Annotated in this window: 17 protein-coding genes and 1 riboswitch; of the genes, 7 read left to right on the top strand and 10 right to left on the bottom strand. The window is 68.0% G+C overall.

Annotation, left to right across the window (positions count from 1 at the left end):
• Window positions 1–4 precede the first annotated feature (4 nt).
• Window positions 5–141: riboswitch (cobalamin riboswitch) on the bottom strand.
• Between the two features lie 75 nt (window positions 142–216).
• Window positions 217–2,091 carry an acyl-CoA dehydrogenase gene (locus C6I20_RS00285; protein WP_118394137.1) on the top strand — a complete coding sequence of 625 codons (1,875 nt, stop codon included), beginning with the start codon at window positions 217–219 and terminating at the stop codon, window positions 2,089–2,091.
• A gap of 15 nt (window positions 2,092–2,106) precedes the next feature.
• Here the strand turns inward: C6I20_RS00285 and C6I20_RS00280 are convergent, their stop codons facing one another.
• A complete protein-coding gene (locus tag C6I20_RS00280; RefSeq protein WP_118394136.1) occupies window positions 2,107–2,610 on the bottom strand; it encodes a MarR family winged helix-turn-helix transcriptional regulator in 504 nt (167 codons plus the stop codon).
• A 112-nt stretch (window positions 2,611–2,722) separates the two neighbouring features.
• Here C6I20_RS00280 and icmF point away from each other — a divergent pair, with 112 nt between their 5' ends.
• The 4 genes from icmF to C6I20_RS00265 all read left to right on the top strand — a co-directional run bounded on the left by icmF (window position 2,723) and on the right by C6I20_RS00265 (window position 7,958).
• A complete protein-coding gene (gene icmF, locus C6I20_RS00275; protein WP_118394135.1) occupies window positions 2,723–5,956 on the top strand; it encodes a fused isobutyryl-CoA mutase/GTPase IcmF in 3,234 nt (1,077 codons plus the stop codon).
• A 166-nt stretch (window positions 5,957–6,122) separates the two neighbouring features.
• Window positions 6,123–6,620: a hypothetical protein gene (locus tag C6I20_RS16955; RefSeq protein ID WP_162891039.1), complete on the top strand. Its 498-nt coding sequence runs from the start codon at window positions 6,123–6,125 to the stop codon at window positions 6,618–6,620.
• Window positions 6,621–6,696: 76 nt separating this feature from the next.
• Window positions 6,697–7,206, top strand: a complete 510-nt coding sequence (locus C6I20_RS16950; protein ID WP_162891038.1) for a thioesterase family protein — start codon at window positions 6,697–6,699, stop codon at window positions 7,204–7,206.
• The gene (locus C6I20_RS00265) at window positions 7,203–7,958 is read left to right on the top strand and encodes a helical backbone metal receptor (RefSeq protein ID WP_118394133.1); all 756 of its coding nucleotides are present in this window, start codon (window positions 7,203–7,205) and stop codon (window positions 7,956–7,958) included. Before C6I20_RS16950 ends, C6I20_RS00265 begins: the two co-directional genes overlap by 4 nt.
• Here the strand turns inward: C6I20_RS00265 and C6I20_RS00260 are convergent.
• The 8 genes from C6I20_RS00260 to C6I20_RS00225 form a co-directional block, all read right to left on the bottom strand.
• Window positions 7,955–9,349 carry an NAD(P)/FAD-dependent oxidoreductase gene (locus C6I20_RS00260; RefSeq protein WP_118394132.1) on the bottom strand — a complete coding sequence of 465 codons (1,395 nt, stop codon included), beginning with the start codon at window positions 9,347–9,349 and terminating at the stop codon, window positions 7,955–7,957. The genes C6I20_RS00265 and C6I20_RS00260 overlap by 4 nt on opposite strands.
• Before the next feature lie 87 nt (window positions 9,350–9,436).
• Window positions 9,437–10,330 carry a hypothetical protein gene (locus C6I20_RS00255; protein WP_118394131.1) on the bottom strand — a complete coding sequence of 298 codons (894 nt, stop codon included), beginning with the start codon at window positions 10,328–10,330 and terminating at the stop codon, window positions 9,437–9,439.
• Between the two features lie 45 nt (window positions 10,331–10,375).
• Window positions 10,376–12,964, bottom strand: coding sequence for an ATP-dependent chaperone ClpB (gene clpB / locus C6I20_RS00250; protein ID WP_118394130.1), 2,589 nt, complete (start codon window positions 12,962–12,964; stop codon window positions 10,376–10,378).
• A gap of 119 nt (window positions 12,965–13,083) precedes the next feature.
• The gene (locus C6I20_RS00245) at window positions 13,084–14,652 is read right to left on the bottom strand and encodes a ferredoxin--NADP reductase (protein WP_118394129.1); all 1,569 of its coding nucleotides are present in this window, start codon (window positions 14,650–14,652) and stop codon (window positions 13,084–13,086) included.
• Complete coding sequence (locus C6I20_RS00240) at window positions 14,649–15,506, bottom strand: FAD:protein FMN transferase (protein ID WP_118394128.1); 858 nt, start codon at window positions 15,504–15,506, stop codon at window positions 14,649–14,651. The genes C6I20_RS00245 and C6I20_RS00240 overlap by 4 nt, the downstream gene beginning before the upstream one ends.
• Before the next feature lies 1 nt (window position 15,507).
• The gene (locus C6I20_RS00235) at window positions 15,508–15,963 is read right to left on the bottom strand and encodes an FMN-binding protein (protein WP_118394127.1); all 456 of its coding nucleotides are present in this window, start codon (window positions 15,961–15,963) and stop codon (window positions 15,508–15,510) included.
• A 117-nt stretch (window positions 15,964–16,080) separates the two neighbouring features.
• Window positions 16,081–17,484, bottom strand: coding sequence for an NAD(P)/FAD-dependent oxidoreductase (locus tag C6I20_RS00230; RefSeq protein WP_118394126.1), 1,404 nt, complete (start codon window positions 17,482–17,484; stop codon window positions 16,081–16,083).
• 163 nt (window positions 17,485–17,647) lie between these two features.
• On the bottom strand, window positions 17,648–19,357 hold the full coding sequence (locus C6I20_RS00225) for a DUF3556 domain-containing protein (protein ID WP_118394125.1): 1,710 nt from the start codon (window positions 19,355–19,357) through the stop codon (window positions 17,648–17,650).
• A 171-nt stretch (window positions 19,358–19,528) separates the two neighbouring features.
• Between C6I20_RS00225 and C6I20_RS00220 the strand changes: the two genes are divergently transcribed.
• A complete protein-coding gene (locus tag C6I20_RS00220; RefSeq protein WP_118394124.1) occupies window positions 19,529–20,881 on the top strand; it encodes an FAD-dependent oxidoreductase in 1,353 nt (450 codons plus the stop codon).
• A 1-nt stretch (window position 20,882) separates the two neighbouring features.
• Here the strand turns inward: C6I20_RS00220 and C6I20_RS00215 are convergent, their stop codons facing one another.
• Complete coding sequence (locus C6I20_RS00215; protein WP_118394123.1) at window positions 20,883–21,545, bottom strand: TetR/AcrR family transcriptional regulator; 663 nt, start codon at window positions 21,543–21,545, stop codon at window positions 20,883–20,885.
• Between the two features lie 133 nt (window positions 21,546–21,678).
• Here C6I20_RS00215 and C6I20_RS00210 point away from each other — a divergent pair, with 133 nt between their 5' ends.
• On the top strand, window positions 21,679–23,181 hold the full coding sequence (locus tag C6I20_RS00210; protein WP_118394122.1) for an MFS transporter: 1,503 nt from the start codon (window positions 21,679–21,681) through the stop codon (window positions 23,179–23,181).
• Window positions 23,182–23,184: the final 3 nt, after the last annotated feature.

Below are 23,184 nucleotides of genomic sequence, written 5' to 3'. Positions count from 1 at the left end.
AGCGTGGATTGGTGTCTCCCACAGCAGGTGCTCCGGCTCACCACCTCTCGGTGGCCTACGGTTGCGGGTCAGCGCCGGAATTTGACCGGCTTTCCCTGGCATGCGGGCGAATGGAGTTGTGCCGAATGGCAGGTGAAATCTAACACTTCGACGCCCTCCGGAGCGATACGGTGCGCATCCCCTGCCGCGAGCCCGCGATCCGAGTACGGTTTCTCCATGGCACTCAGTGACGACGTCCGCATCGCTCTCGACGGCAAGTGGCGCCACGTGCGCGAGCAGTCCCGCAAGGACCTCGCAGCCCTGGATCTGGCCTTCGACCACGACCTGACGCTCGACCAGGCCCGGGCACGGGTCCGCAGCAGCTCGTGCCGATCCCGCCGGTGCCAACGCGGCACGGGCGATCCCGGCATGGCGGTGACCGGCATCGAGATGCTGGCGCAGTTCGACCTCTCGCTGATGGTCAAGGCCGGCGTGCAGTGGGGCCTGTTCGGCGGGGCGATCGAGAACCTCGGCACCGACAAGCACCACCAGGCGTACATCCCCGGGCTGATCAACCTGGACATCCTCGGTTGCTTCGCGATGACCGAGACCGGCCACGGCAGCGACGTGCAGAGTCTGGAGACCACCGCGACCTTCGATCCGGCGACCGAGGAGTTCGTGATCCACTCGCCGACACCCTCCTCGCGCAAGGACTACATCGGCGGAGCCGCCGCGCACGCGCAGGTCGGGGCTGTGTTCGCCCAGCTCGTCACGAAGGGTGAGAACCACGGCGTCCACTGCTTCCTCGTGCCGCTGCGGGACGACAAGGGCAACGACCTTCCCGGCGTCACGACGTCGGACGACAAGCACAAGGGTGGCCTCGGCGCGGTCGACAACGGTCGCCTCGTCTTCGACCAGGTGCGCATCCCGCGCGAGAACCTGCTCAACAAGTACGGCCACGTCGATGAGGGAGGCACCTACTCCTCGCCGATCGACAACGCGAACGCCCGCTTCTTCACGATGCTCGGCACGCTGGTGCGAGGCCGGGTCAGCGTGGGCGGCTCGGCCAGCGCGGCAACCGAGGTGGCCCTCAGCATCGCCGGCCGCTACGCCCTGAAGCGGCGCCAGTTCAGCTCCGAGCCAGGTCAGGAGGTGCTGCTGATGGACTACCGGATGCACCAGCGACGCCTTCTGCCGCTGATCGCCCGGTCGTACGCCTATCGCTTCGCCCAGAACCAGCTCGTGGCGCGCATGGACCGCATCCAGAGCTCGGAGGAGCCGCCCCCGCCGCACCAGCAGCGTGAGCTCGAGAGCCGGGCCGCAGGCCTCAAGGCAGCCCAGACGTGGCATGCGACCAAGGCCATCCAGGAGGCCCGCGAGGCCTGCGGCGGCGCGGGCTACCTTGCCGAGAACCGGCTCACGACGCTCAAGGGCGACACCGACGTTTTCACGACGTTCGAGGGTGACAACCACGTGCTGTTCCAACTCGTGGCCAAGGAGCTGCTCACGGCGTACGCCGCCGAGGTCGGTGGACTCGATCCGGTCGGGCTCGTACGTTTCGCGGCCAGCACGGTCGCCGATGTCGTCAAGGAGCGCACCGCCGCGTCGCAGCTGATCCAGCGACTGATCGATGCCCGCCCCGGCAAGAGTGACGATGACCACGACCTGCTCGACCGCGGCACCCAGCTCAGCCTGTTCGAGGACCGTGAGGAGCACGTGCTCGAGACCGCCGCCCGTCGCCTGCGCCGCGCGGGGAGCGACAAGGCCGAGGCCTTCACGGTGTTCAACTCCGCCCAGGACCACGTCATCCGTGCGGGGCGGGTCCACATCGAGCGCATCGTGCTCGAGGCGTTCACCGCCGGAATCGCCCGCTGCGAGAGCCCGGAGGCCCAGGAGCTGCTCCGCGACGTGTGCTCGCTGTACGCGCTGACCTCGATCGAGGAGGACCTCGCGTGGTTCATGGGCCACAACCGGCTGGCCGACACGCGGGCCAAGACCGTGACCACATTGGTCAACGAGCTGCTGGAAAAGCTGCGCCCACACACCCTGACCCTGATCGAGGGATTCGGCGTCCCGGAGGAGACTCTCGGCGCGGCGATGCTCGTCGACTGAGCAGCCGCCGGGCCGTCAGTCGAAGTCGCCCGCGGAGAGCCGCAGGCTGCGCAGCAGCTCGTACGTCTTGTCCTGCTCGGAGGCGTCGAGACCCTTGACCGCGAAGTCGATCGACATGATCGTGTCGGTCGCCTTGGCCAGGACTGCTTCACCCTCGGGTGTGAGCTCGGCGAACGTACGTCGCCGGTCGGTGCTGTCGGCGACCCGCTTGACCAGGCCCTGGCCCTCGAGCCGGTCCATCGCGTTGGTCACGGAGGTGGGGTGCACCATGAGCCGCTCGCCGATCTTGCTGAGCGGCAACCGGCCGGTCGAGCTGAACGACAGCAGAACCAGCACCTCGTAGCGCGCGAAGGTGATTCCATAGGGCTTGAGCGCCGCGTCGAGCTCGGCGATGATCAGTTGTTGGACCCGCATGATCGAGGTCGCAAGACGCATCGAGGTCGGGTCTCCGATGTGCTTGGTCCAGAGCTCGGAGGCGCGCTCGATCGGGTCGAACGGCAGCTTCGGGTCGCGCGGCATGGGCACCATCGTAGGGGACGTGCATCACTCGGACTGGCAATTACTTGGATGCCCGACTATTTTAAGACCTAGGGAATTCGCACGACCGCCCGACGACCGAGATCGAGGACGCATGAACCAGCAGGACCTGCACACTCCGACGAACCCGGTACGGTTCGTCACCGCCTCCGCCCTGTTCGACGGCCACGACGCCTCGATCAACATCATGCGCCGGATCCTGCAGTCCCAGGGTGCCGAGGTCGTCCACCTCGGACACAACCGGTCGGTCAAGGAAGTCGTCGATGCGGCGATCGAGGAAGACGTCCAGGGCATCGCGGTCTCGTCCTACCAGGGCGGCCATGTCGAGTACTTCGAGTACCTCGTGGAGTCGCTGCGCGAGCAGGGCGCCGGCCACATCCACGTCGTCGGCGGTGGCGGTGGCGTCATCGTGCCGAACGAGATCGCCCGGCTGCGCAAGAGCGGTGTCACGATCTTCTCGCCCGAGGACGGTCAGCGCCTGGGCCTGGTCGGCATGATCAACACGGTCGTCAAGGACTGCGACTTCAGCCTGCTGGAGCTCGGAGAGCTCGACGTCGAGGCCGTCATCGCCGGCGATCGCTCGGCAGTCTCCCGCGCCATCACGTACGCCGAGGCTGGCGCGCTGTCCGACGACCAGCTGGATCGCATCCGCGCAGCGGCCGACGCACACACCGCTCCCGTGCTCGGGATCACCGGCACCGGTGGCTCGGGCAAGTCCTCGCTGACCGACGAGCTCGTCCGCCGCTTCCGCGTCGATCAGCAGGACAAGCTGCGCATCGCGGTGATCGCGGTCGACCCGACCCGTCGCCGGGGCGGCGGCGCACTTCTCGGCGACCGCATCCGGATGAATGCCCTGGACGGCGAGCGAGCCTACTTCCGTTCGCTCGCGACGCGTGGCTCGCACGAGCTGCCCGAGTCACTCGCGGACGTCATCGCGGTCGTCAAGGCCGCTGGCTTCGACCTGGTCATCGTCGAGACGCCCGGCATCGGCCAGGGCGACGCCGCGATCGTGCCGTACGTCGACGCCTCGATGTACGTCATGACGCCAGAGTTCGGTGCCGCGTCACAGCTGGAGAAGATCGACATGCTCGACTTCGCCAACACCGTCGCGATCAACAAGTTCGAGCGCCGCGGGGCCAAGGACGCCATGCGCGACGTCGGCCGCCAGATGGTGCGCAACCGCGAGGCCTTCGGCAAGAAGCCCGAGGACATGCCGATCTTCGGCACCTCCGCCGCAACCTTCAACGATGACGGCGTCACAGCGCTGTACCAGCACCTGCGCGACAGCCTCGCCGAGCAGGGCCTGCCGATCGTCGAAGGAATCCTGCCCCCCGTCGACGTGCGGCACTCCAGCGGCATCCGACAGGTCGTCCCGTCCGATCGCGTGCGCTACCTCTCCGAGATCACCGAGACGATCCGCGGCTTCCACGCCGACACCGAGTCGCTCGCGCAGTCGGCGAGCCGGGCCCAGCGCCTCGATCTCGTGGCCGGCGAGGACGCCCTGTCGACCGACTCGAAAGCCGAGCTCGAGGCGTTGGTGACAGAAGCCCGCAAGGCCGTGCCGGCCGAGATCACCGACCGGATCGACGCGTGGCCGTCGGTCGTCGAGTCCTATTCAGGCGACGAGATGGTCACGACCATCCGCGGCAGGGAGATCCACACCCAATTGACCCGCGAGTCGCTGTCGGGCAACAAGATCCCGCGCGTCTCGTTGCCGAAGACGACCGATCACGGTGAGCTTGTGCGCTTCTGGCGCAAGGAGAACCTGCCGGGCTACTTCCCGTTCACGGCGGGCGTCTTCCCGTTCAAGCGCGACGGCGAGGACCCCGCACGCATGTTCGCCGGCGAGGGCGATCCGTTCCGCACCAACCGCCGGTTCAAGCTGCTGTCGCACGACGGCGACGCGACCCGGCTGTCGACCGCATTCGACTCGGTCACGCTGTACGGCCGCGATCCCGACCCGCGCCCCGATGTCTACGGCAAGGTCGGAACCTCGGGCGTCTCGGTCGCGACGCTCGATGACATGAAGGCGCTGTATGACGGCTTCGACCTGGTCGCCCCGTCGACCTCGGTGTCGATGACGATCAACGGCCCCGCGCCGACCGTCCTGGCGTTCTTCCTCAACACCGTCATCGACCAGCAGGTCGATGCCTTCCGCGAGCGCGAGGGCCGCGAGCCGTCCGACACCGAGCACGCCGACCTGCGGACGTACGCGCTGCAGAACGTCCGCGGCACGGTTCAGGCGGACATCCTCAAGGAGGACCAGGGCCAGAACACCTGCCTGTTCTCGACCGAGTTCTCGCTCCGGATGATGGGCGACATCCAGCAGTACTTCATCGACGAGGGGGTGCGGAACTTCTACTCCGTGTCGATCTCGGGCTATCACATCGCCGAGGCCGGGGCGAACCCCATCAGCCAGCTCGCGTTCACGCTGTCCAACGGCTTCACGTACATCGAGTCCTATCTCGCCCGCGGCATGGACATCGATGACTTCGCGCCCAACCTGTCGTTCTTCTTCTCCAACGGCATGGACCCCGAGTACTCCGTCCTCGGCCGCGTCGCGCGCCGTATCTGGGCCATCGCGATGAAGGAGAAGTACGGCGCCAACGAGCGCTCGCAGAAGATGAAGTACCACGTGCAGACGTCGGGCCGCTCGCTGCACGCGCAGGAGATGGACTTCAACGACATCCGCACGACGCTCCAGGCGCTCATCGCGATCTACGACAACGCCAGCAGCCTGCACACCAACGCGTACGACGAAGCCGTCACGACTCCTTCCGAGGAGTCCGTGCGCCGGGCCCTCGCGATCCAGATGATCATCAACAAGGAGTGGGGCCTGGCGATGAACGAGAACCCCACGCAGGGCGCGTTCATCACCGACGAGCTCACCGACCTCGTCGAGAAGGCCGTGCTGGCCGAGTTCGACGCGATCAACGAGCGCGGCGGCGTGCTCGGTGCGATGGAGACGGGCTACCAGCGCGGGCGCATCCAGGACGAGTCGATGCTCTACGAGCACAAGAAGCACGATGGCTCGCTGCCGATCATCGGCGTCAACACGTTCCGCAAGCCGGAGTCCGAGACCGAGCCGCCGACCGTCGAGCTGGCCCGCGCGACCGAGGCCGAGAAGGAGTCACAGCTCACGCGGGTCCGCGGCTTCCAGGAGTCGCACGCCAACGATGCCGCCGAGGCGATCCAGCGGCTGCGGCTCGCGACGATCAACGACGAGAACGTGTTCGCCGTCCTGATGGACGCCGCCCGGGTCTGCTCGCTGCAGCAGGTCACCGAGGCGTTCTTCGAGGTCGGCGGCCAGTACCGCAGGAACGTCTGACCCACCAGGCCTCCCGGCTCCTCTCCCCCGAAGCCGCGGTTCGCCCGCCCACACCCATCAGTCGCTCATCGAGCTGGCGTGGCTCTCGCATGATCCGACGCGTGATGGGTACGCGATCGGTGTGGGAGGGCCACTCAGGTCCTCCACGCCCCGAGGAGGAGATGACATGTCCGACGTCGACTGGTGGGTATGGCTGGCAATTGCGGCAGCGATCGTCGTGGTTGCGCTACTGCTGCTCATGGCGAGCCGCAAGACCGCGAACCGCAAGGCAATCAAGCGGCGCGAGGACGAGGAGCGCAGGCGGCTCGAGGCCACGGAGATCCGGGACAGGGCCCAGGTCGCAAGCGTCGAGGCACAGCGCAGTGAGGCCGACGCGGCGACGGCGCGCGTCGATGCCGAGGAGGCGCGCCTGGCGGCGGAGCGACTCGAGCAGCAGGCCGACGCCCGAGACCAGCAGGCCGCGCAGCAGCGGGACGCTCTGGACGAGCAGCTCGCCGAGGCCGACCGGATCGATCCTGACCTCCATGACGACGGGGGGCCGCGGCGAGCCGAGCCTGCAGATGGTGTGGCGGCGCGCGAGCCGATCCACGGCGACACGCGGCCTAGCGATCCAGATGCCGAGACGGCGTCCGGCTCACACGTCCGACGGAACGACACCGTCTGAGCCGGCCCGTACGGAGTGCCTGCCGATCGCGGACCCATCCGTACGTCGAGTGTGCGACGACCCTTATCGTCGAGGCGTGACCACACTTCCCACGTACGACCAGATCCGCGAGCTCCCGGCGCAGCTGGTGCGATCCGTCCCCCTCGAATTCATCGACGACAACGGTCACATGAACATCGGCCGATATCTCGAGCTCGGCGGGACCGCCCTGTGGGGAAGGTGCCAGCGTGAGTTCGGCATGCCCGAGGACTACATCGCGACGCGCGGCATGTCGACGTTCACGGTGGAGCACCACCTGATGTACCTGTCGGAGATGCTCGAGGGCGAGGAGGCCTCGGTGCACGTCCGCCTGATCGCCCGCACGGACAAGGCGCTCCACTCCGTAAGCCTGATCGTCAACGAGTCACAGCGCCGACTTGCGTGTGTCATGGAGGCAACCCTCGTGCACATGAACATGACCGAGCGGCGACCCACCCCATTCCCCGATGACGTCACGGTCCTGCTGGACGCGGCCCTGGAGCGCGACAACGACCTGGCCTGGCCGGCGCCCCTCAGCGGGTCGATGGGCGTGCGACGCTCCGCGTGAACGACGATCTGGGGCGCCCCGTCGATGCCACCCGGCCGGTGCGACGGATCGTGTCGCTGGTGCCTTCGCTGACCGAGGCGATCGCCGCGACACGTCCCGGCGCCCTGGTCGGCGCGACCGACTGGTGCACCCATCCCGCCGACCTCGACGTCACTCGCGTGCGGGGGACCAAGAATCCGGACCGCAAGGCCATCGCTGCCCTCCGGCCCGATCTGGTGATCGCCAACCAGGAGGAGAACCGCGAGCTCGACATCCGGCGCCTACGCGAGAGCGGCATCAATGTCTGGGTCACGGTGATCGAGACGGTCGACCAGGCTTTCGCCTCGATGACTCGGCTGTTCACCGAGGCGCTCGACTGGGACGTGCCTCAGTGGCTCACGGACGCGGAGCAGGTGTGGGCCGAGCCGGCCCCACCGTCCGGTCGCCGGATCGCGATCCCGATCTGGCGCGATCCGTGGATGGTGGTCGGCTCACGGACGTTCACCGGCGACCTCCTCGGTCGACTGGGCGTCGTCAACGCCTTCGGCCAGAGCGCCGACCGCTATCCGCACGTCGACCTCCACGAGATCGACTCCAACGGCGTCGACCTGGTCCTGCTGCCCGACGAGCCGTACGTCTTCACGGCGACCGACGGGCCCGAGGCGTTCAGCCAGACACCGTCGACCTTGGTGTCCGGCCGGTCGCTGACCTGGTACGGCCCGTCGATGCTGGCGGCGCGCGCCGATCTCGAGGCGGCCCTGCGGCGCTGCTAGTCCTTGGGCTGCTTGATGCCCTCGACGCCCATGGCTACGGTGGCCTCCGCCGCCTTGCGGGCGGCCGATCGCGACACGGCCTTGCGGGGCTCGCGAGCCTCGAGCGTGACGGGTTTGAGCGCGACGACCGGCGGCGTCTCACCGACGATCGCGTTGTGGCTGCCCCAGACGAGGTACTTCGCGGTGAGGTTGATCATCGTCGCGAACCGGTTGCGGTTGCCCAGCAGGGTTGCGACGTGCAGGCCGACCCAGATGATCCAGGCCGGGAAGCCCTTCAGGCGCGGGAGGAACTTGATCTCCGCGACCGCCGACGAGCGTCCGATCGTGGCCATCGTGCCCTTGTCGGAGTACTTGAACGGCTTGACGGTCTTGCCCTTGAGATCAGCCTTGATGACCTTGGCGACGTGCTTGCCGCCCTGGAGCGCCGGCTGGGCAAGCTGCGGGAGCGGCTTGTCGGGGCTGACCGAGACATCACCGATCGCGAAGACGCCGTCCATGCCCTTGACCCGCAGGTGCTCGTCGGTCTCGATCCGACCGCCGCGGCCCTGCGGCACGGACCAGTCGCGGACCGTCGAGTGCGCCGTGATGCCGCTGGCCCACACCACGATGCCGGCGGGGAGGAACTCCTCGACGCCATCGTGCTCGACGAGAACGCCGTCCTCGCGCACCTCCTTGACCGCGGTCCCGAGCCGCAGGTCGACGTCGCGCTTCTCCAGCGACTTGCGGGCATAGTCACGCAGGTTGGGGTGGAACGGTCCAAGCACGTGCGGCAGCATCTCGATCAGCGTGATGTGGACGCGCTTGCAGTCGAGCTCGGGATAGGTCACAGGCATGTCGTTGTTGCGCAGCTCGGCGAAGGCACCAGCGGTCTCGACGCCCGTTGCGCCACCGCCGACAACGATGATCCGCAGGTCGCGGTCCTGGCCGTTGACCGCTGCGTCCTCGAGGCTCGCGAACATCTTGTCGCGCACCGCCAGGGCCTGCGAGCGACGGTAGAGCGGCATCGAGTACTGCTCGGCGCCGGGGATGCCGAAGAAGTTGGCCGTCACGCCGACCGCGATGATGAGCTGGTCGTACTTGACTTCGTGCCCGCCGTCGAGCTGGAGCGTCTTGGCCTCGTGGTCCATCGAGACGACCAAGCCCTTGAGGAATCGGACGTTGTTCTGCTTGGCGCGGATCGCGCGGAGGAACCAGGTGATGTCGCCGGGGTTGAGGCTCGCGGTCGCGACCTGGTAGAGCAACGGCTGAAACGTGTTGTACGTGTGACGGTCGATCAGCGTCACGTCGACATCTGCACGCTTGAGCTTGCGGACGGCCGCAATGCCTCCGAATCCGCCTCCCACGACGACGACGTGGGGGCGTTTCTGACCGGCTGCAGTGCTTTCAGGCATGCCCTAAGTGTATCGACCAGCGAGGTGCCGACGCACATCGTGAGCCGCCGTTGTGACGACTCTTACGTCCCGGGCTGCCGGGCCCGGTCAGCGCTGACGACCTCGGCGCAGCAGCAGCACGATCGAGGCACCGATCGCCAGCAGACACATCGGCAGCACGATCCACGAGAGCACCGCGAGCTGCCCCAGCGTGTCACGGACCTCCGCCGCACTGAGGTTCATCCAGTTGGCGCCCGACTCGACCTGCTGGCGCACCATCTCGTCCCGCGCGACCTCGTACGCCACCAGGAAGGCACCACAGCCCATCGCAACCAGCGAGGAGAGGATCAGAATGATCATCGACCAGACCTTGACGACGTCCTGCCGCGGCCGGGCTGCGGGCTGCGGCGCGCGGGCCTGACCCGGTTGCGCCGGCAGATCCGCCTCGTCCGTGCCGGACTGCGCTGCCTCGGACGGTGCTGTCCCGGGCTGTGCTGCCTGAGCCATCGGCGGGGGCCAGGTCCCGACCGGCGCCGGCTGCGCCGAGCCTGCCGGCAGAGGCTTGCCGTTCTTGGCCGCGAACCACGCCCTGACGTCGGGCGTCCACACCTGGTAGAGGCAGGCGAAGATCACGACACCCTGGATCGTGCCGACGAACGACGCCTGGCTCACGCTGTAGACCGCGACGATCGGCCCCACGATGCTCAGCATGATCCGGCTGACCCAATGGCCCAGCGCGGTATAGACCGCGAACACCAGACCCGCCGCCGACACGATCGCGATGATCGTGAACGCAACGCGGAGCGCCGTCTCCGCGTCCGCACGGGTCATTCCCTCGTCGACCATCGGAGCGGTCCACCGCTTGAGCCGGGCCTGCCCGTCGAGCGAGGTCCAATCCGCCAGCTCGACGAAGACATTGATGACCTGGAGGGCGAAGACGAGGCCCAGATACAGGCATACCGTCAGCAGCTTGGGCGGGCGAACTCGTCCGGCTTGGGTCATGGGCCCATCCCACCACGCGCCCCAAGCCGGACAGAAGGTGCCCGGTCAGCCTGCCCTGACCGTCAGCTCGTCCGCGTCGCCGTCCCGGTCCACGATCACGGTGTCCCCGTCCCGGACCTCCCCGCCCAGCAGCGAGCGCGCCAGCCTGTCGCCGATCGCCTGCTGCACCAGCCGGCGCAGCGGGCGGGCGCCGTAGGCCGGATCCCAGCCGGTCACCGCGAGCCACTCGCGAGCCGACTGCGTGACGTCCAGGTTGATCCTCCGGACCGCAAGCCGCTTCGCGAGCGCCGAGACCTGGAGATCAACAATGTGCGCCAGCTCCTCGGTGCCGAGCGCATCGAACATGACGATCTCGTCGAGCCGGTTCAGGAACTCGGGTTTGAACGATGCCTTGACGACGTCCATCACTGCGTCCCGCTTGGCGGCGGGGTCCAGCGACGCGTCGCTGAGGAACCGTGAGCCCAGGTTCGAGGTCAAGATCATGATGACGTTGCGGAAGTCGACCGTGCGGCCCTGACCATCGGTCAGGCGGCCGTCGTCGAGCACCTGCAGCAGGATGTCGAACACCTCGGGGTGCGCCTTCTCGACCTCGTCGAGCAGCACGACGGCGTACGGCCGACGCCGGACGGCCTCGGTGAGCTGTCCGCCCTCGTCGTAGCCGACGTAGCCGGGAGGCGCGCCGACGAGCCGACTGACCGAGTGCTTCTCGGAGTACTCGCTCATGTCGATGCGGATGATGGCCCGCTCATCATCGAACAGGAACTCCGCAAGGGTCTTGGCCAGCTCGGTCTTGCCGACGCCCGTCGGGCCGAGGAAGAGGAACGAACCCGTGGGACGGTCCGGATCGGAGATGCCGGCCCGCGAACGACGCACCGCATCCGACACCGCGGTGACCGCGGCGCGCTGCCCGATGAGCCGTTTGCCGAGCTCGTCCTCCATCCGCAGGAGCTTGCCGGTCTCGCCCTCGAGCAGGCGCCCGGTCGGGATGCCGGTCCACGCCGCCACGACCTCGGCGATGTCGTCGGCGCCAACCTCCTCGTGCACCATCGACTCGCCCTCCTGCGCCGCCTCCGCGGCCTGCGCCTCGGCGAGCTGCTTCTCCATGGCGGGGATCTCGCTGTAGATCAGCCGGCTCGCGGTGTCCATGTCGCCCTCGCGTTGCGCCTTCTCGGCGTGGCTGCGGACATCGTCGATCCGCTCCTTGATCTCACCGACCGCATTGAGGGACTGCTTCTCCCGCTCCCAGCGGGTCTCCAGCGCGCGCAGGGCCTCCTGCTTGTCGGCCAGCTCGACGCGGAGCTTGTCGAGGCGTTCGCGACTCGCGTCGTCGGATTCCTTGGCCAGGTGCAGCTCCTCCATCCGCAGCCGGTCGACGGCGCGACGCAGCTCGTCGATCTCGACCGGGCTGGAGTCGATCTCCATCCGGAGTCGGCTGCCTGCCTCGTCGATCAGGTCGATCGCCTTGTCGGGCAGCTGGCGGCCCGGGATGTAGCGGTCGGACAGCGTCGCTGCGGCCACCAGCGCGGCATCGGAGATCGACACCTTGTGGTGGGCCTCGTAGCGCTCCTTGAGCCCGCGGAGGATCGCAATGGTGTCCTCGGGGGTGGGCTCACCCACGAAGACCTGCTGGAAGCGACGCTCCAGCGCCGGGTCCTTCTCGATCCGCTCGCGGTACTCGTCGAGTGTCGTCGCGCCGATCATCCGCAGCTCGCCGCGCGCCAGCATGGGCTTGAGCATGTTGCCGGCGTCCATCGAGCTGTCACCGCCGGCGCCCGCCCCGACCACAGTGTGCAGCTCGTCGATGAAGGTGATGACCTGGCCGTCGGACTCCTTGATCTCGGTCAGGACGGCCTTGAGCCGCTCCTCGAACTCGCCGCGATACTTCGCGCCGGCGACCATCGCAGCCAGGTCCAGGGAGATCAGCCGGCGGCCGCGCAGCGACTCAGGCACGTCGCCCGCGACGATGCGCTGGGCCAGCCCCTCGACGACCGCGGTCTTGCCGACGCCGGGCTCGCCGATCAGCACGGGGTTGTTCTTGGTCCGTCGCGAGAGGACCTGGATGACCCGGCGGATCTCACTGTCGCGGCCAATGACGGGATCCAGCTTGCCCTCGCGGGCGACGGCGGTGAGGTCGACGCCGTACTTCTCCAACGACTGATAGGTGTCTTCGGCGTCCTGGCTGGTGACTCGGGCGGTGCCGCGGACCGCGGCGAACGCAGCCTGCAGCGAGTCTGCGGTGGCACCGGCCTCGGTCAGCAGCTTCTTGGCGCTGGACTCGACGGTGGCGATGCCGACGACCAGGTGCTCGGTCGACACGAAGTCGTCGCCGAGCTGATCGGCCAGGTCCTGGGCGCGTTGCAGCACCTCGTGGCTCGAGCGGGAAAGTCCGGGGTTCTGCACGCTGGCGCCGCTGGCCGAGGGCAGGGCGGAGAGCGTTGAGGTGAGTCCGGCCCGCACAGTCTGGACGTCAACCCCGGCTGCCTGGATCAGGGGTGCGGCGGTGCCACCGTCCTGGTTGAGGAGGGCAGCGAGCAGGTGCGCTGGCTCGACGGCCGGGTTGCCCGCAGCGGCGGCTGCGGAGACCGCGCCGCCGAGTGCCTGCTGGCTGCGCGTCGTGAACTTCGCAAGATCCATGGGGTTCTCCTGAGTCGTAAGCGGGTGTCACACAGTGCAACAACAATAAAGTTGAGTCCATTCCTATCAACTTTGCACCTAGTGTCGCACCCAGCCCGGACCGCCGCGGGCCGAGGGCCTCAGTAGCCCGTGAAGTAGTCCGTCCGCAGGCTCCTGCAACGCTTCGCCAGACCCCGGCGGACCGCGTTCACCATGGCTGGCGGACCCGAGACGTAGGCCCGGCGGCCGATCAGGTCAGGCACTGCCGCGGCGATCAGGTCGACGCTGAGGAACGGCGCCTCCACGTACGTCCACCCGCCCGGGAGGTTGCTCGGTGCTGCCGGGCCCACCAGCACCACGCGCGCCCCGGAAAGCTCTTCGGCGAACGGGACCTCTTCGGGAGATGAGACTCCGTAGACGAGCACGGCATCACGCGCTGGCTCGTGCCGGAGCTGGCTGAGGAATGGCGTGATTCCGATGCCCCCGGCAACCAGCAGGACCGGCTCTGCGGGGTTGGTCGGGAGCAGGAAGTCGCCGCCGACACCGGTCGCGTGGACCTTGTCGCCGGGCTTGAGCGCCAGCAGGGCGCGTTTGAAGGTCGAGGATCGTTCGGGGACACGCAGTGCGAAGGAGACCCGTCCGTCGGGCCCCGGCGGCGAGCTGATGCTGAACGACCTGCGGATGCCGCGCCCGTCGGCCCCGGAGTGCGGGACGGTCAGCTCGACGTACTGGCCGGGGTGGAACGTGATGCGGCGCTTCGGCCGGAAGGTGAGCTCGTGGGTCTCCGGGGTCAGCTGGCGGGCACCCACGAGATGGAAGGTCAGTCCGTGCCGGCGGGCGAGGGCGAATGCCACGAGGTTGCCGATCAGGAGCGCCGATGCCTCGTTGACCTGGAAGTACCCGAGGTCGATTGGTGTGTCGCGCACCGTGAACTGCAGGAGCGGGTAGGTGAACGCCACCGCAGTCACCGCGGCCACCACGAGCTGTTGCGCGCGACGAGGTGGGAGAGTCAGCGGCTCACTGAGCATGAAGCCGGCCAGGAAGACGATCGCGGAGGTGTTGAGCGCAGCCGTCCACGCATCCTGGAAGGTCAGGTCCTGCACTGCCGGGTTGTGGAAGTTCATCCGAGCCACCACCCCGAGCGCGACGGCCACTGCGACGAAAACGAGGCCGAGGTCGAGTCGGCGCGTGCGCCACAGGATCAGGACCGCACCGAACGCCACGAACGGCAGGAGCGACTCAGACGCGATCCACCAGCCGGCGAAGATCCGGTGGGGCGAGTCCGGATCCGAGATCTCGGGGATCAGGAAGACCAGGAACGCCCCCGCAGCGGCCGGGTTGAACACGTGCCGACCGCGCCATGCGAGCACGTACTTCGAGGCGTTGCCGAGGACCGCCGCGGCGGCGACCCACGCCAGCCTGCCGACCTCTGTTTCGGGCGGGAAGATGAAGAACAGCAGGAGCGCCGTGATGATCGCCGACTCCCCGTGCGGCCGGATGCGGAACACCAGCCCGAGCAGGCGGTTGCTCGCGTACGACGCGACGAGCAGGACCGCGAGCATCACGAGCTCGTTCCTGACCGTGAAGGTGCCGGTGAAGGTGCCGGCGGCGGTGTGGGCGAGCGCCACCACAGCCAGCAGCATGAGCAGGATCGTGACGAGCCGGTACATCGTGATGCGGCCCAGCTGGCGGTCCAGGACATCCCTCATGCGAACACTTCTCCAGGAAAGCTCGGCGACCACTCAAGGCGGCCGTCGGCGTACATTCGGACGAACTCGTGCTCGAAGCGTCCCATGAGGACACTCGGCTCGGCGAGGAAGTGCGCAGTCGCGAGTCCGTCCGCCAGCATGCATGACTGGGCGACCACGACCCACGTCGCGACGACGTCGTGCGTCGGTCGGCCGGTGCGTGCGTCGAGCACGTGGTGCAGCCCCTCGCCCCACGCGCGGCGATTGGTCGCCGAGGCGCACAGCGCAACATCTGCCTGGAGCTCGGCGACCCCGATCGCCATGGCCGGGTCGCGGGGGTCCTCCAGCGCGACCCGCAGCGCGGACGTCCCGCGATGATAGATGTCCCCGCTCGCGTTGACCGTGAACTGTTCGAGGCCCCGACCGAGGATGCTCGAGACGAGATCGACGAGCAGCCCCTTACCGGCCGCGCCGACGTCCAGCACGACCGGCTCGATCGTCGTAAGGGTCGGCGGGTCCCAGCTGATCGTGTCCCACGCGGGGACACCTGCCGGCGAGGTCGACGCGACGAGCGAGTAGCTCGCGTCGTAGCCGAGGTCCGCGAGCGTGCGACCGATCAGTGGATTGACCCCGCCATCGGTCAGTCCGTGCAGCTCGTCGTAGAAGGTCAGCAGATGATCGGCCTCCTCCGGCATCGCCCACGCGCCCGGCGACCGGGCGATGTCACAGACGAGCGAGTCGGCACGAAAGCGCGACCACGCCTGGTCGAAGCGTTCGATCCGGTCGAGCACCTCGGCCATGACGTCCACGACGATCGGTTCCGGCGTGTCGACCTGCCAGGCGGTCCCGATCGCCTCGAACTGCCAGGGAGCCATCTCAGGCCTGGGCTTCGGCCTTGATCTGCTCGATCGCCTCGTTGAAGCCGCCGGCCGTCAACGACGATCCGGCGACCGCGCCGACATTCAGGTCATTGATGCTCTTGCCGACGACCTCGCCAGCGATGCCGCCGGCGAAGTCCTGCTGGTGCCGACGGGACGTTCCGTCGGTGGCCTCGGGTGTGACCTCGACCGCCGAGATCTTGCCGTCCTTGAGGGTCACATCGACCTTGACCTCGGAGATTCCGCTGGGGTTGCTGTAGCTACCCTCACCCTCGTAGTCGCCGTCCTCGTACGTCGCGTTGCTGGTCGCGCTGTCTCCCGTGGCGGCGGACGTGCCGGACGCCGAGGGCGTGGCGTCGACGGGACCACTGCCGCCACCGCAAGCAGCGGTCAGCAGGAGCACGGATGCGGCAGCCGCGGCAGACAACATCTTCTTGTGGGCGGGCAGCTTCATCGGTCAGGCTCCTGGGTGAGATGAATGAGCCGTCGGCTAGTTCGACGGTACGGAACGGGTGGCCGCTCACAGACTAAACGGTTCGGCCGCCCATCCGGTTCCATCCGACCGGCGTCGTCACGTGAGGTGTGCAACGGCAGAGGTCGCGGCGTGGAAGCCACCCATGCCGTGCACGCCGCCACCGGGCGGGGTCGACGCCGAGCAGATGTAGAGCCCCTTGGCGCCGAGCGAGTAGGGGTCGGCCGACAACCTCGGCCGCATCACGATCTGCTGCGCATCGTTCGCGCCGCCACCGATGTCGCCACCGATGTAGTTGGCGTTGTGCTCCTCGAGCTGGCGAGGTGTCGTGACGGTCGTCGCGACGATGCGGTCACGGAAGCCCGGCGCGAACCGTTCGATCTGCTGGATCACTGCCTCGGTGGCATCCCCGGTGTAGCCGGTCGGCACGTGCGCATACGACCACACGGGGTGGATGTCACCGGCGGAGCGTCCCGGATCGGCGAGGTACTGCTGACACAGCAGGACGACGGGCCGCTCGGGCATCCGGCCGGCATGCACCTCGCGCTCAGCGGCGTTGAGCTCCTCCAGCGTGCCCCCGAGGTGCAGCGTGCCGGCCTTGTGCGCCCACTCGTTGGTCCATGGCACGCCGCCCTCGACCGCGAAGTCGACCTTGTAGGCAGCCGGACCCGTGCGCCAACGCTTGATCGGACGCCGCACGCGACCCGGGACTCGGTCACCGGCGATGCGCAGGGCCGCCGACGGTGAGGTGTCGAACATGACAATGTCGGCCTGCGGGAGCTCGGTGACCTCGTGCCCGGTCTCGATCCGGCCACCATGCTCGATCAGGTCCGCGGCCAGTGCGCGGGCGATCGACGCCGACCCGCCCTTGGCGACGGGCCAGCCGTACGCGTGACTGGTCAGGCCGAACATCAGTCCAAGCGCACCGGTCGTCGGGCGGTGCAGCGGGTGGACCGCGTGGGCCGCGAGCCCCGCGAACAGCGCGCGGGCCTCGTCAGTCTCCCAGCGCCGGGCCAGCCAGGTGGCTGGCTGCAGGGCCCGGACACCAAACTTTGCCAGCATGATCGGGTGCTTCGGCACGTGCAGGATCGGCCCGAAGATCTCGGCGATCAGCTCGTCCGCGTGCTCGACCAGGGGCTCGTAGAGCTTGCGCCAGGCTTTGCCGTCGACTCCCAGTCCCTCGACCGTGCGGTCCAGATCGCTGAACAGGACACCCGCGCGGCCACCGTCGAGAGGGTGGACCGCGTCGACCTCGGGCCACAGCCACTCCAGGCCGTGACGACCCAGGTCGAGGCTCCGGAAGAACGGTGAGGCGACGCCCGTGGGGTGGGTCGCCGAGCAGATGTCGTGCACCACGCCCGGCACGTTGAGCTCGGCCGATCGAGTGCCCCCACCGATCTCGGCCTCAGCCTCCAGCACCGTGACGTCGATACCGGCGCGGGCCATGACAACAGCTGCCGCCAATCCATTGGGTCCGGATCCGACGACGACGGCAGAGGTCATGCCCTCAACCTAGTGGCAGACGAACCGATCGGCTGGGCGGTGACTTGATCGGCCTTCACGCGACCTCGGGGTGAGACAGTCGGCAAACCGAGTACCGGAAAGCCGACTCATCCACCTCCGTTGGGTGTGCGGGTGGTTGCCGGCTTGCAGGTGGTCGCGAGACCTAGCCGACTGCCGACTCGTCACGCGAGGTGATGCGGAACGGTGTGCTGCCGTCCCACGGCTGGCGGCTGACCATCTCGGCGACGTCGACCTCGCCGGTCTCGATCACGCCGGTGGCCGCGTCGATGATGCGGTAGCGCTGGATGGGGTTCCAGAACGGCTGCGACTCCATCGCGATGACGCGCAGCTGACCTGGCTCGAAGTGGCAGCGCTCCTGCACCGCCGCGACGAGCGCCTCCTGGTGCAGGTGCCCGTCGCCGAAGTTCCACCCGATCGCCGAGCCGCACACCATCTCGCCGTCGAGCACGAACCGCGACTCGTGATCTGCGGCGGCGTGCGGATGCAGACCTGCCATGGCTCGGCCGTGGGTGTGCAGCCCGCGCCAGGCCTGCAGCTTGCCAACCATCAGGTCGACGGTGTCCGGCGGATAGAGCTTGGCCAGCTGCCGGTGTGGCAGCTGAGCGGCCTTGATGACCCGGTCGGCGTACGTCTGCTCGGCGCCCTCGCCGAACAGCCAGACCGAGGTCGACCAGGTGCCGGCGTAGTAGCGCATCGACGGCAGGAACGACCACAGATCAGGACGCCGGTTGCCCCACGCGACCGAGATCACCACGAGCGCGAACAGTCCGTAGACCAGCAGCGGCTGCGTCGCATCGGTCAGACCGACCTCGGCGTGCTCACCGAACAAGAAGACCGCCGCGAAGCCCATCAGCACGTTCCACTCCAGTGGCACGCCCATCGGGATCGACGCCAAGATGTTGAGGTGGAAGAGCAGGATCACGATCAGCGCGATCGTCGTGACGGTGCCACCACGTGAGAACAGCAGGATGACGGGCACGCCGAACTCGACCACTGTGCCGACGTGGGCCAGCGTTCCGGCGAGCCACGAGGGCCGGAGATCGGTCTCGGCATCGCGCCAGAGCCGTCGCTTGACCGCCTTCGGCATGACCGGGGAGTTGCTGAACATCGTCGACACGACGTAGGGGAAGTGCTGGTTGAGCTTGGATGTCGCGGCACCCCACCAGATCGCCAGCATCAGCAGCTTCGCCGCGAGGATCATGTCGACGAACGGGAACAGGAAGACGATCGCGGTGACCCAGTAGTGCTCGGAACGGGCGGCGAGGAAAATCGTCTTGTCGCGGAGCCCGAGCACCGGCAGCAGCACCAGGAGCGGGACGAAGCGCGCCGGCTCGATCAGCATCTGGCCGCGGTCGGCCGGCGACAGCAGGACATAGACGGCAGCCGCGATGACGGCGACGTAGAGCGCGACATCAAGGATCGTGCGGGACGAACCCGTGGTGCCAGGGACCTTGTCGGGCCACGGCGGAAGGCGGATCGTCCCGGGCCGCAGCCAGTAGAGGAACGAGCCGATCGGCGGCAGGAAACGCATCGTGAGCGGCCCGAAGCCACAACCGAAGCCGAGCACCTCGAACAGCAAGGTCCAGATGATGACCTTCTGGAACACGACCGGCGACGACCACCAGTCTCCGACGTCGCCGAGATCGCCGATGCCGGGCGTCGACGCGGCAAACGCGAGACCGCCGAGGACGTACAGGGCGATCTTCAGGGCATACAGACCGTAGACGCCTCCCGGCGTGCCGAAGCCGTGAAGGGCCCAGTGCTGCTGCAGGACCTTGGTGCGTTCGGCACGCGACGTGGACCGCCAGGCGTCGACGTCGAGGTCCGGCAAGGTGGGCGCGATAAGCCCCATGAGTCTCCTTCGATGTCCCCCGGCTGTGAACGCTAGGGCCTGGTCGTGACCCACGCCACGCCAAATATCTTGACACGTTCGTGTTCAGATGGCGAGACGTGTGTGCGCACAGCTGTTTCTCCTCTATACACTTGCTGCGAGCACGGTGATCCCGACCCCTTGGAGTTGTGCATGAGCAGGCAGTTGCGTGTCGCAGTGATCGGCGCCGGCCCCGCGGGCATCTATGCCGCCGACATCCTCACCAAGTCCGAGGTCGACGTCACGATCGACATCCTCGATCGCGATCCGACGCCGTTCGGCCTGATCCGCTACGGCGTCGCGCCGGACCATCCGCGGATCAAGGAGATCATCAAGGCCCTCAAGCGGGTCCTGTCCAATGACGACATCCGCTTCTTCGGCAACGTCAACTACGGCGCCGATCTCAAGCTTGACCACCTGCAGCAGTTCTACGACGCCGTGATCTTCGCAACCGGCGCCCGCGCCGACCGCGACCTCGACATCCCCGGCATCGACCTCAAGGGATCGTTCGGCGGCGCCGACTTCGTGTCGTGGTACGACGGCCACCCCGATGCCCCGCGCGACTGGCCGTTCGATCCCGACGCCAAGACCGTCGCCGTGCTGGGTGTGGGCAACGTCGGCCTTGATGTCGCGCGCATGCTCGCCAAGACCGCCGACGAGCAGCTCGTCACCGAGATCCCCGCCAACGTCGAGGCCGGACTGCGGGTCAACGCGACCCAGGACGTCCACGTCTTCGCACGCCGCGGCCCGGCACAGGTCAAGTTCACCCCGATGGAGCTGCGCGAGCTCAACCACTCGCCCAACATCGACGTCGTCGTCCACCCCGAGGGCTTCGAGCTCGACGAGGGATCGATGGACGCGATCCGTGCCTCCAAGTCGGTCAAGCTCGTCGTCGACGTCCTGCAGAACTACCTCGCCAAGGAAGAGACCGGCGCAGCCCACCGCATCCACATCCACTTCTGCCAGAATCCCGTCGAGGTGCTCGGCGAGGACGGCAAGGTCGTGGGCCTGCGCACCGAGGTCACCGAGCTCGACGGCACCGGCAATGCCCGCGGCACCGGCGAGCACGTCGACTGGCCCGTCCAGGCCGTCTACCGCGCTGTCGGCTACCGCTCGGACAACCTGGCCGGACTCCCGTTCGACAACGCCAGTGCAACAGTGCCGAACGACGGTGGTCGGGTCATCGACATCGACGGCGAGCCGCTGCCCGGCGCGTACGTCACGGGTTGGATCAAGCGCGGACCGGTCGGCCTGATCGGCCACACCAAGTCGGACGCTGCGCAGACCATCGAGCTCCTGCTGGCGGACGTCGACCAGCTGGTCGCTCCCGCATCGCCGGACCGCGCCGATGTCAACCGCTACCTCGAGGGACGCGGCATCGAGTTCACGACCTGGGAGGGCTGGGAGCAGCTCGACACCCACGAGCTCGCGCTCGGCGAGGCAGTCGGTCGCACCCGCATCAAGGTCGTGGCGCGCGAGGAAATGGTGCAGCTCAGCCGAGGCTGAGTCAGACCTGGCGGCCTCGCAGGTTGCACAGCAGGTCGTGCATCGCCTCGTCCGGGGGTGCGACCAGGGGCAGGGGTTGCAGGCCGGGCCGTGCGCGTAGTCCGTCGAGGAACAGCGCGAGGTAACGGCGCCACAGATCCGGTTGGGCTGGCGTCGTCATGGAGCTCATCAGCATGAGCTGCACCCCGATGTCGGTCGCCTCCACATCAGCGCGCAGGGTTCCGTCCGCCTTGGCGCGCGCCACGATGTCCTCCAGGATAGGCCCGATACGCTCGCGGCCGACGGTCTGGTGCTCGTCCGAGGTGATGGTCTGGGACATGACCTCCTTGAGGCCACGGTCGGTGACCTGACGCCCCAGCGCCTTCTCGAGGAACCAGGTCAGACCGTCCCACACCACGGGGTGGCTCGCCGCCTCCTGGGCCATCGCGACGATCTCTTCGATGCGCGACTCGAACAGCGCCCGGACCAGCTCGGCGCGCTCGGGGAACCGCCGATAGACCGTGCCGACGCCGATGCCCGCGCGGCGGGCAATCTCGTCGTAGCCCGCGTCCAGGCCCTGTTCGGCGAAGACCTCGGCGGCCGTCTCGAGGATCAGCTCGCGGTTGCGCGCAGCGTCGGCGCGCAGCGGTCGGTCTGCCTCTGTCGGCTCGATCTGGGTGGCCATGGGGCCATGGTAGCCGACCGGAGACAAGTTTCCGTTTGGTGCGACAGATCACATCGGTTCAAGTGGAGGGGGCTTTCCACTTGGTCTACAGTGAAGCGGAAGAGACTTTCCACTTCCAAGACCTGGAGATCCCATGGCAACCACACTGACCGACGATCGGGCGCTCGACCCAGTCGTTGACCACACCGACAACCCACACCACGCGACCCGGTGGCTGATCCTCGGCATCATCGGGCTGGCGCAGCTGATCGTGGTGCTCGACGCGACGATCGTCAACATCGCGCTGCCCAGCGCACAGGAGGCCCTGGGGTTCTCCAACGACAACCGGCAATGGATCGTCACCGGCTACGCGCTCGCATTCGGGTCGCTCCTGCTGCTCGGCGGACGGCTGAGCGACCTCATCGGCCGCCGGCCGATGTTCATCACTGGCCTGATCGGGTTTGCCGCCGCCTCTGCGGTCGGCGGCGCAGCCGGGAGCTTCGAGATGCTCGTCGGCGCCCGCGTCGCACAGGGCGTCTTCGGCGCCCTACTCGCTCCCGCGGCCCTCTCCCTGTTGACCGTGACATTCACAGATGCCGCCGAGCGCGCCAAGGCGTTCGCGATCTTCGGCGCGATCGCGGGTGGCGGTGGCGCCATCGGCCTGATGCTCGGCGGCGTGCTGACCGAGTACCTCTCCTGGCGCTGGTGCCTCTACGTCAATGTGCCGCTCGCTCTGCTCGCCGTGGTCGGTGCCGCGCTGCTGCTCAAGAAGCAGCCCAAGGCGGAGACGGCCAAGGGCATCGACATTCCCGGAACCGCCGTGGTCGTCGCTGGCCTGGTGTCGTTCGTCTACGGTCTCGCCAGCGCGGAGACCAACGGCTGGACCAGCGCCACGACGTTGGTCTGCATCGCCGTCGGCCTCGCGCTCCTCGCGGTGTTCGCCGTCGTCGAGAGCCGGGTCAGCGACCCCCTGTTGCCACTCCACATCATCTGGGACCGCACCCGTGGTGCAGCATTCCTCGTCGTGGCATTCGTCGGCATCGGCCTGTTCGCGGTGTTCCTGTTCCTGACCTACTACGTGTCGCTGACGCTCGGCTACAGCCCGCTCAAGACCGGCTTCGCGTTCGTCCCGATGATCCTCGGCATCATGTCCACGGCCACCGGCTCCGCCGGACTCGTGGCCCGCATCGGACCTCGGATCCCGGTCTTCGTCGGCATGCTTCTGGCCGCGGTCGGCATGGTGTTCTTCGCGCAGCTCGACGTGACCAGCACGTACGTGGCGAACATCCTGCCCGGCCTGATCATCACCGGACTCGGCATCGGCCTGTCCATCGCGCCGTCGTTCAGCGCCGCAACATCGGGAGTCGACGCCGAGCACGCCGGTGTGGCCTCTGCGTCGGTCAACACGTTCCAGCAGATCGGTGGCTCGATCGGCACCGCGGTGCTGAGTGCGTTCGCCGCGACTGCGACGTCGGACTACCTGGTCGGCAGGGCCCCGTCCGAGGCGAACCAGGCACTCGCCGCGGTGCACGGCTACACGACCGTGTTCTGGTGGGCCGCCGGCGTCTTCGCAGTCGGAGCCGTCCTCTGCGGGGCACTGTTCCGCAGCGGTCCGGTCGCGGTGAACCCGGACGCCGCTCCTGTCGCCGCCCACTGAGCG

Origin of the sequence: Aeromicrobium sp. A1-2, assembly GCF_003443875.1 — a bacterium.
Lineage (GTDB): Bacteria > Actinomycetota > Actinomycetes > Propionibacteriales > Nocardioidaceae > Aeromicrobium.
Note: the sequence above shows the minus strand (reverse complement) of the source record. Positions and strands in the feature narration are given on the sequence as shown.

Excerpts from the sequence above, each read along its gene's own strand:
- C6I20_RS00280 (WP_118394136.1), bottom strand. The coding sequence starts at position 2,610 with ATGCCGCGCGACCCGAAGCTGCCGTTCGACCCGATCGAGCGCGCCTCC.
- C6I20_RS00235 (WP_118394127.1), bottom strand. The coding sequence starts at position 15,963 with ATGAAGCTGCCCGCCCACAAGAAGATGTTGTCTGCCGCGGCTGCCGCA.
- C6I20_RS00230 (WP_118394126.1), bottom strand. The coding sequence starts at position 17,484 with ATGACCTCTGCCGTCGTCGTCGGATCCGGACCCAATGGATTGGCGGCA.
- C6I20_RS00285 (WP_118394137.1), top strand. The coding sequence starts at position 217 with ATGGCACTCAGTGACGACGTCCGCATCGCTCTCGACGGCAAGTGGCGC.
- C6I20_RS00240 (WP_118394128.1), bottom strand. The coding sequence starts at position 15,506 with ATGGCTCCCTGGCAGTTCGAGGCGATCGGGACCGCCTGGCAGGTCGAC.
- C6I20_RS00220 (WP_118394124.1), top strand. The coding sequence starts at position 19,529 with ATGAGCAGGCAGTTGCGTGTCGCAGTGATCGGCGCCGGCCCCGCGGGC.
- icmF (WP_118394135.1), top strand. The coding sequence starts at position 2,723 with ATGAACCAGCAGGACCTGCACACTCCGACGAACCCGGTACGGTTCGTC.
- C6I20_RS16955 (WP_162891039.1), top strand. The coding sequence starts at position 6,123 with ATGTCCGACGTCGACTGGTGGGTATGGCTGGCAATTGCGGCAGCGATC.
- C6I20_RS00260 (WP_118394132.1), bottom strand. The coding sequence starts at position 9,349 with ATGCCTGAAAGCACTGCAGCCGGTCAGAAACGCCCCCACGTCGTCGTC.
- clpB (WP_118394130.1), bottom strand. The coding sequence starts at position 12,964 with ATGGATCTTGCGAAGTTCACGACGCGCAGCCAGCAGGCACTCGGCGGC.
- C6I20_RS00225 (WP_118394125.1), bottom strand. The coding sequence starts at position 19,357 with ATGGGGCTTATCGCGCCCACCTTGCCGGACCTCGACGTCGACGCCTGG.
- C6I20_RS00255 (WP_118394131.1), bottom strand. The coding sequence starts at position 10,330 with ATGACCCAAGCCGGACGAGTTCGCCCGCCCAAGCTGCTGACGGTATGC.
- C6I20_RS00215 (WP_118394123.1), bottom strand. The coding sequence starts at position 21,545 with ATGGCCACCCAGATCGAGCCGACAGAGGCAGACCGACCGCTGCGCGCC.
- C6I20_RS00210 (WP_118394122.1), top strand. The coding sequence starts at position 21,679 with ATGGCAACCACACTGACCGACGATCGGGCGCTCGACCCAGTCGTTGAC.
- C6I20_RS00245 (WP_118394129.1), bottom strand. The coding sequence starts at position 14,652 with ATGAGGGATGTCCTGGACCGCCAGCTGGGCCGCATCACGATGTACCGG.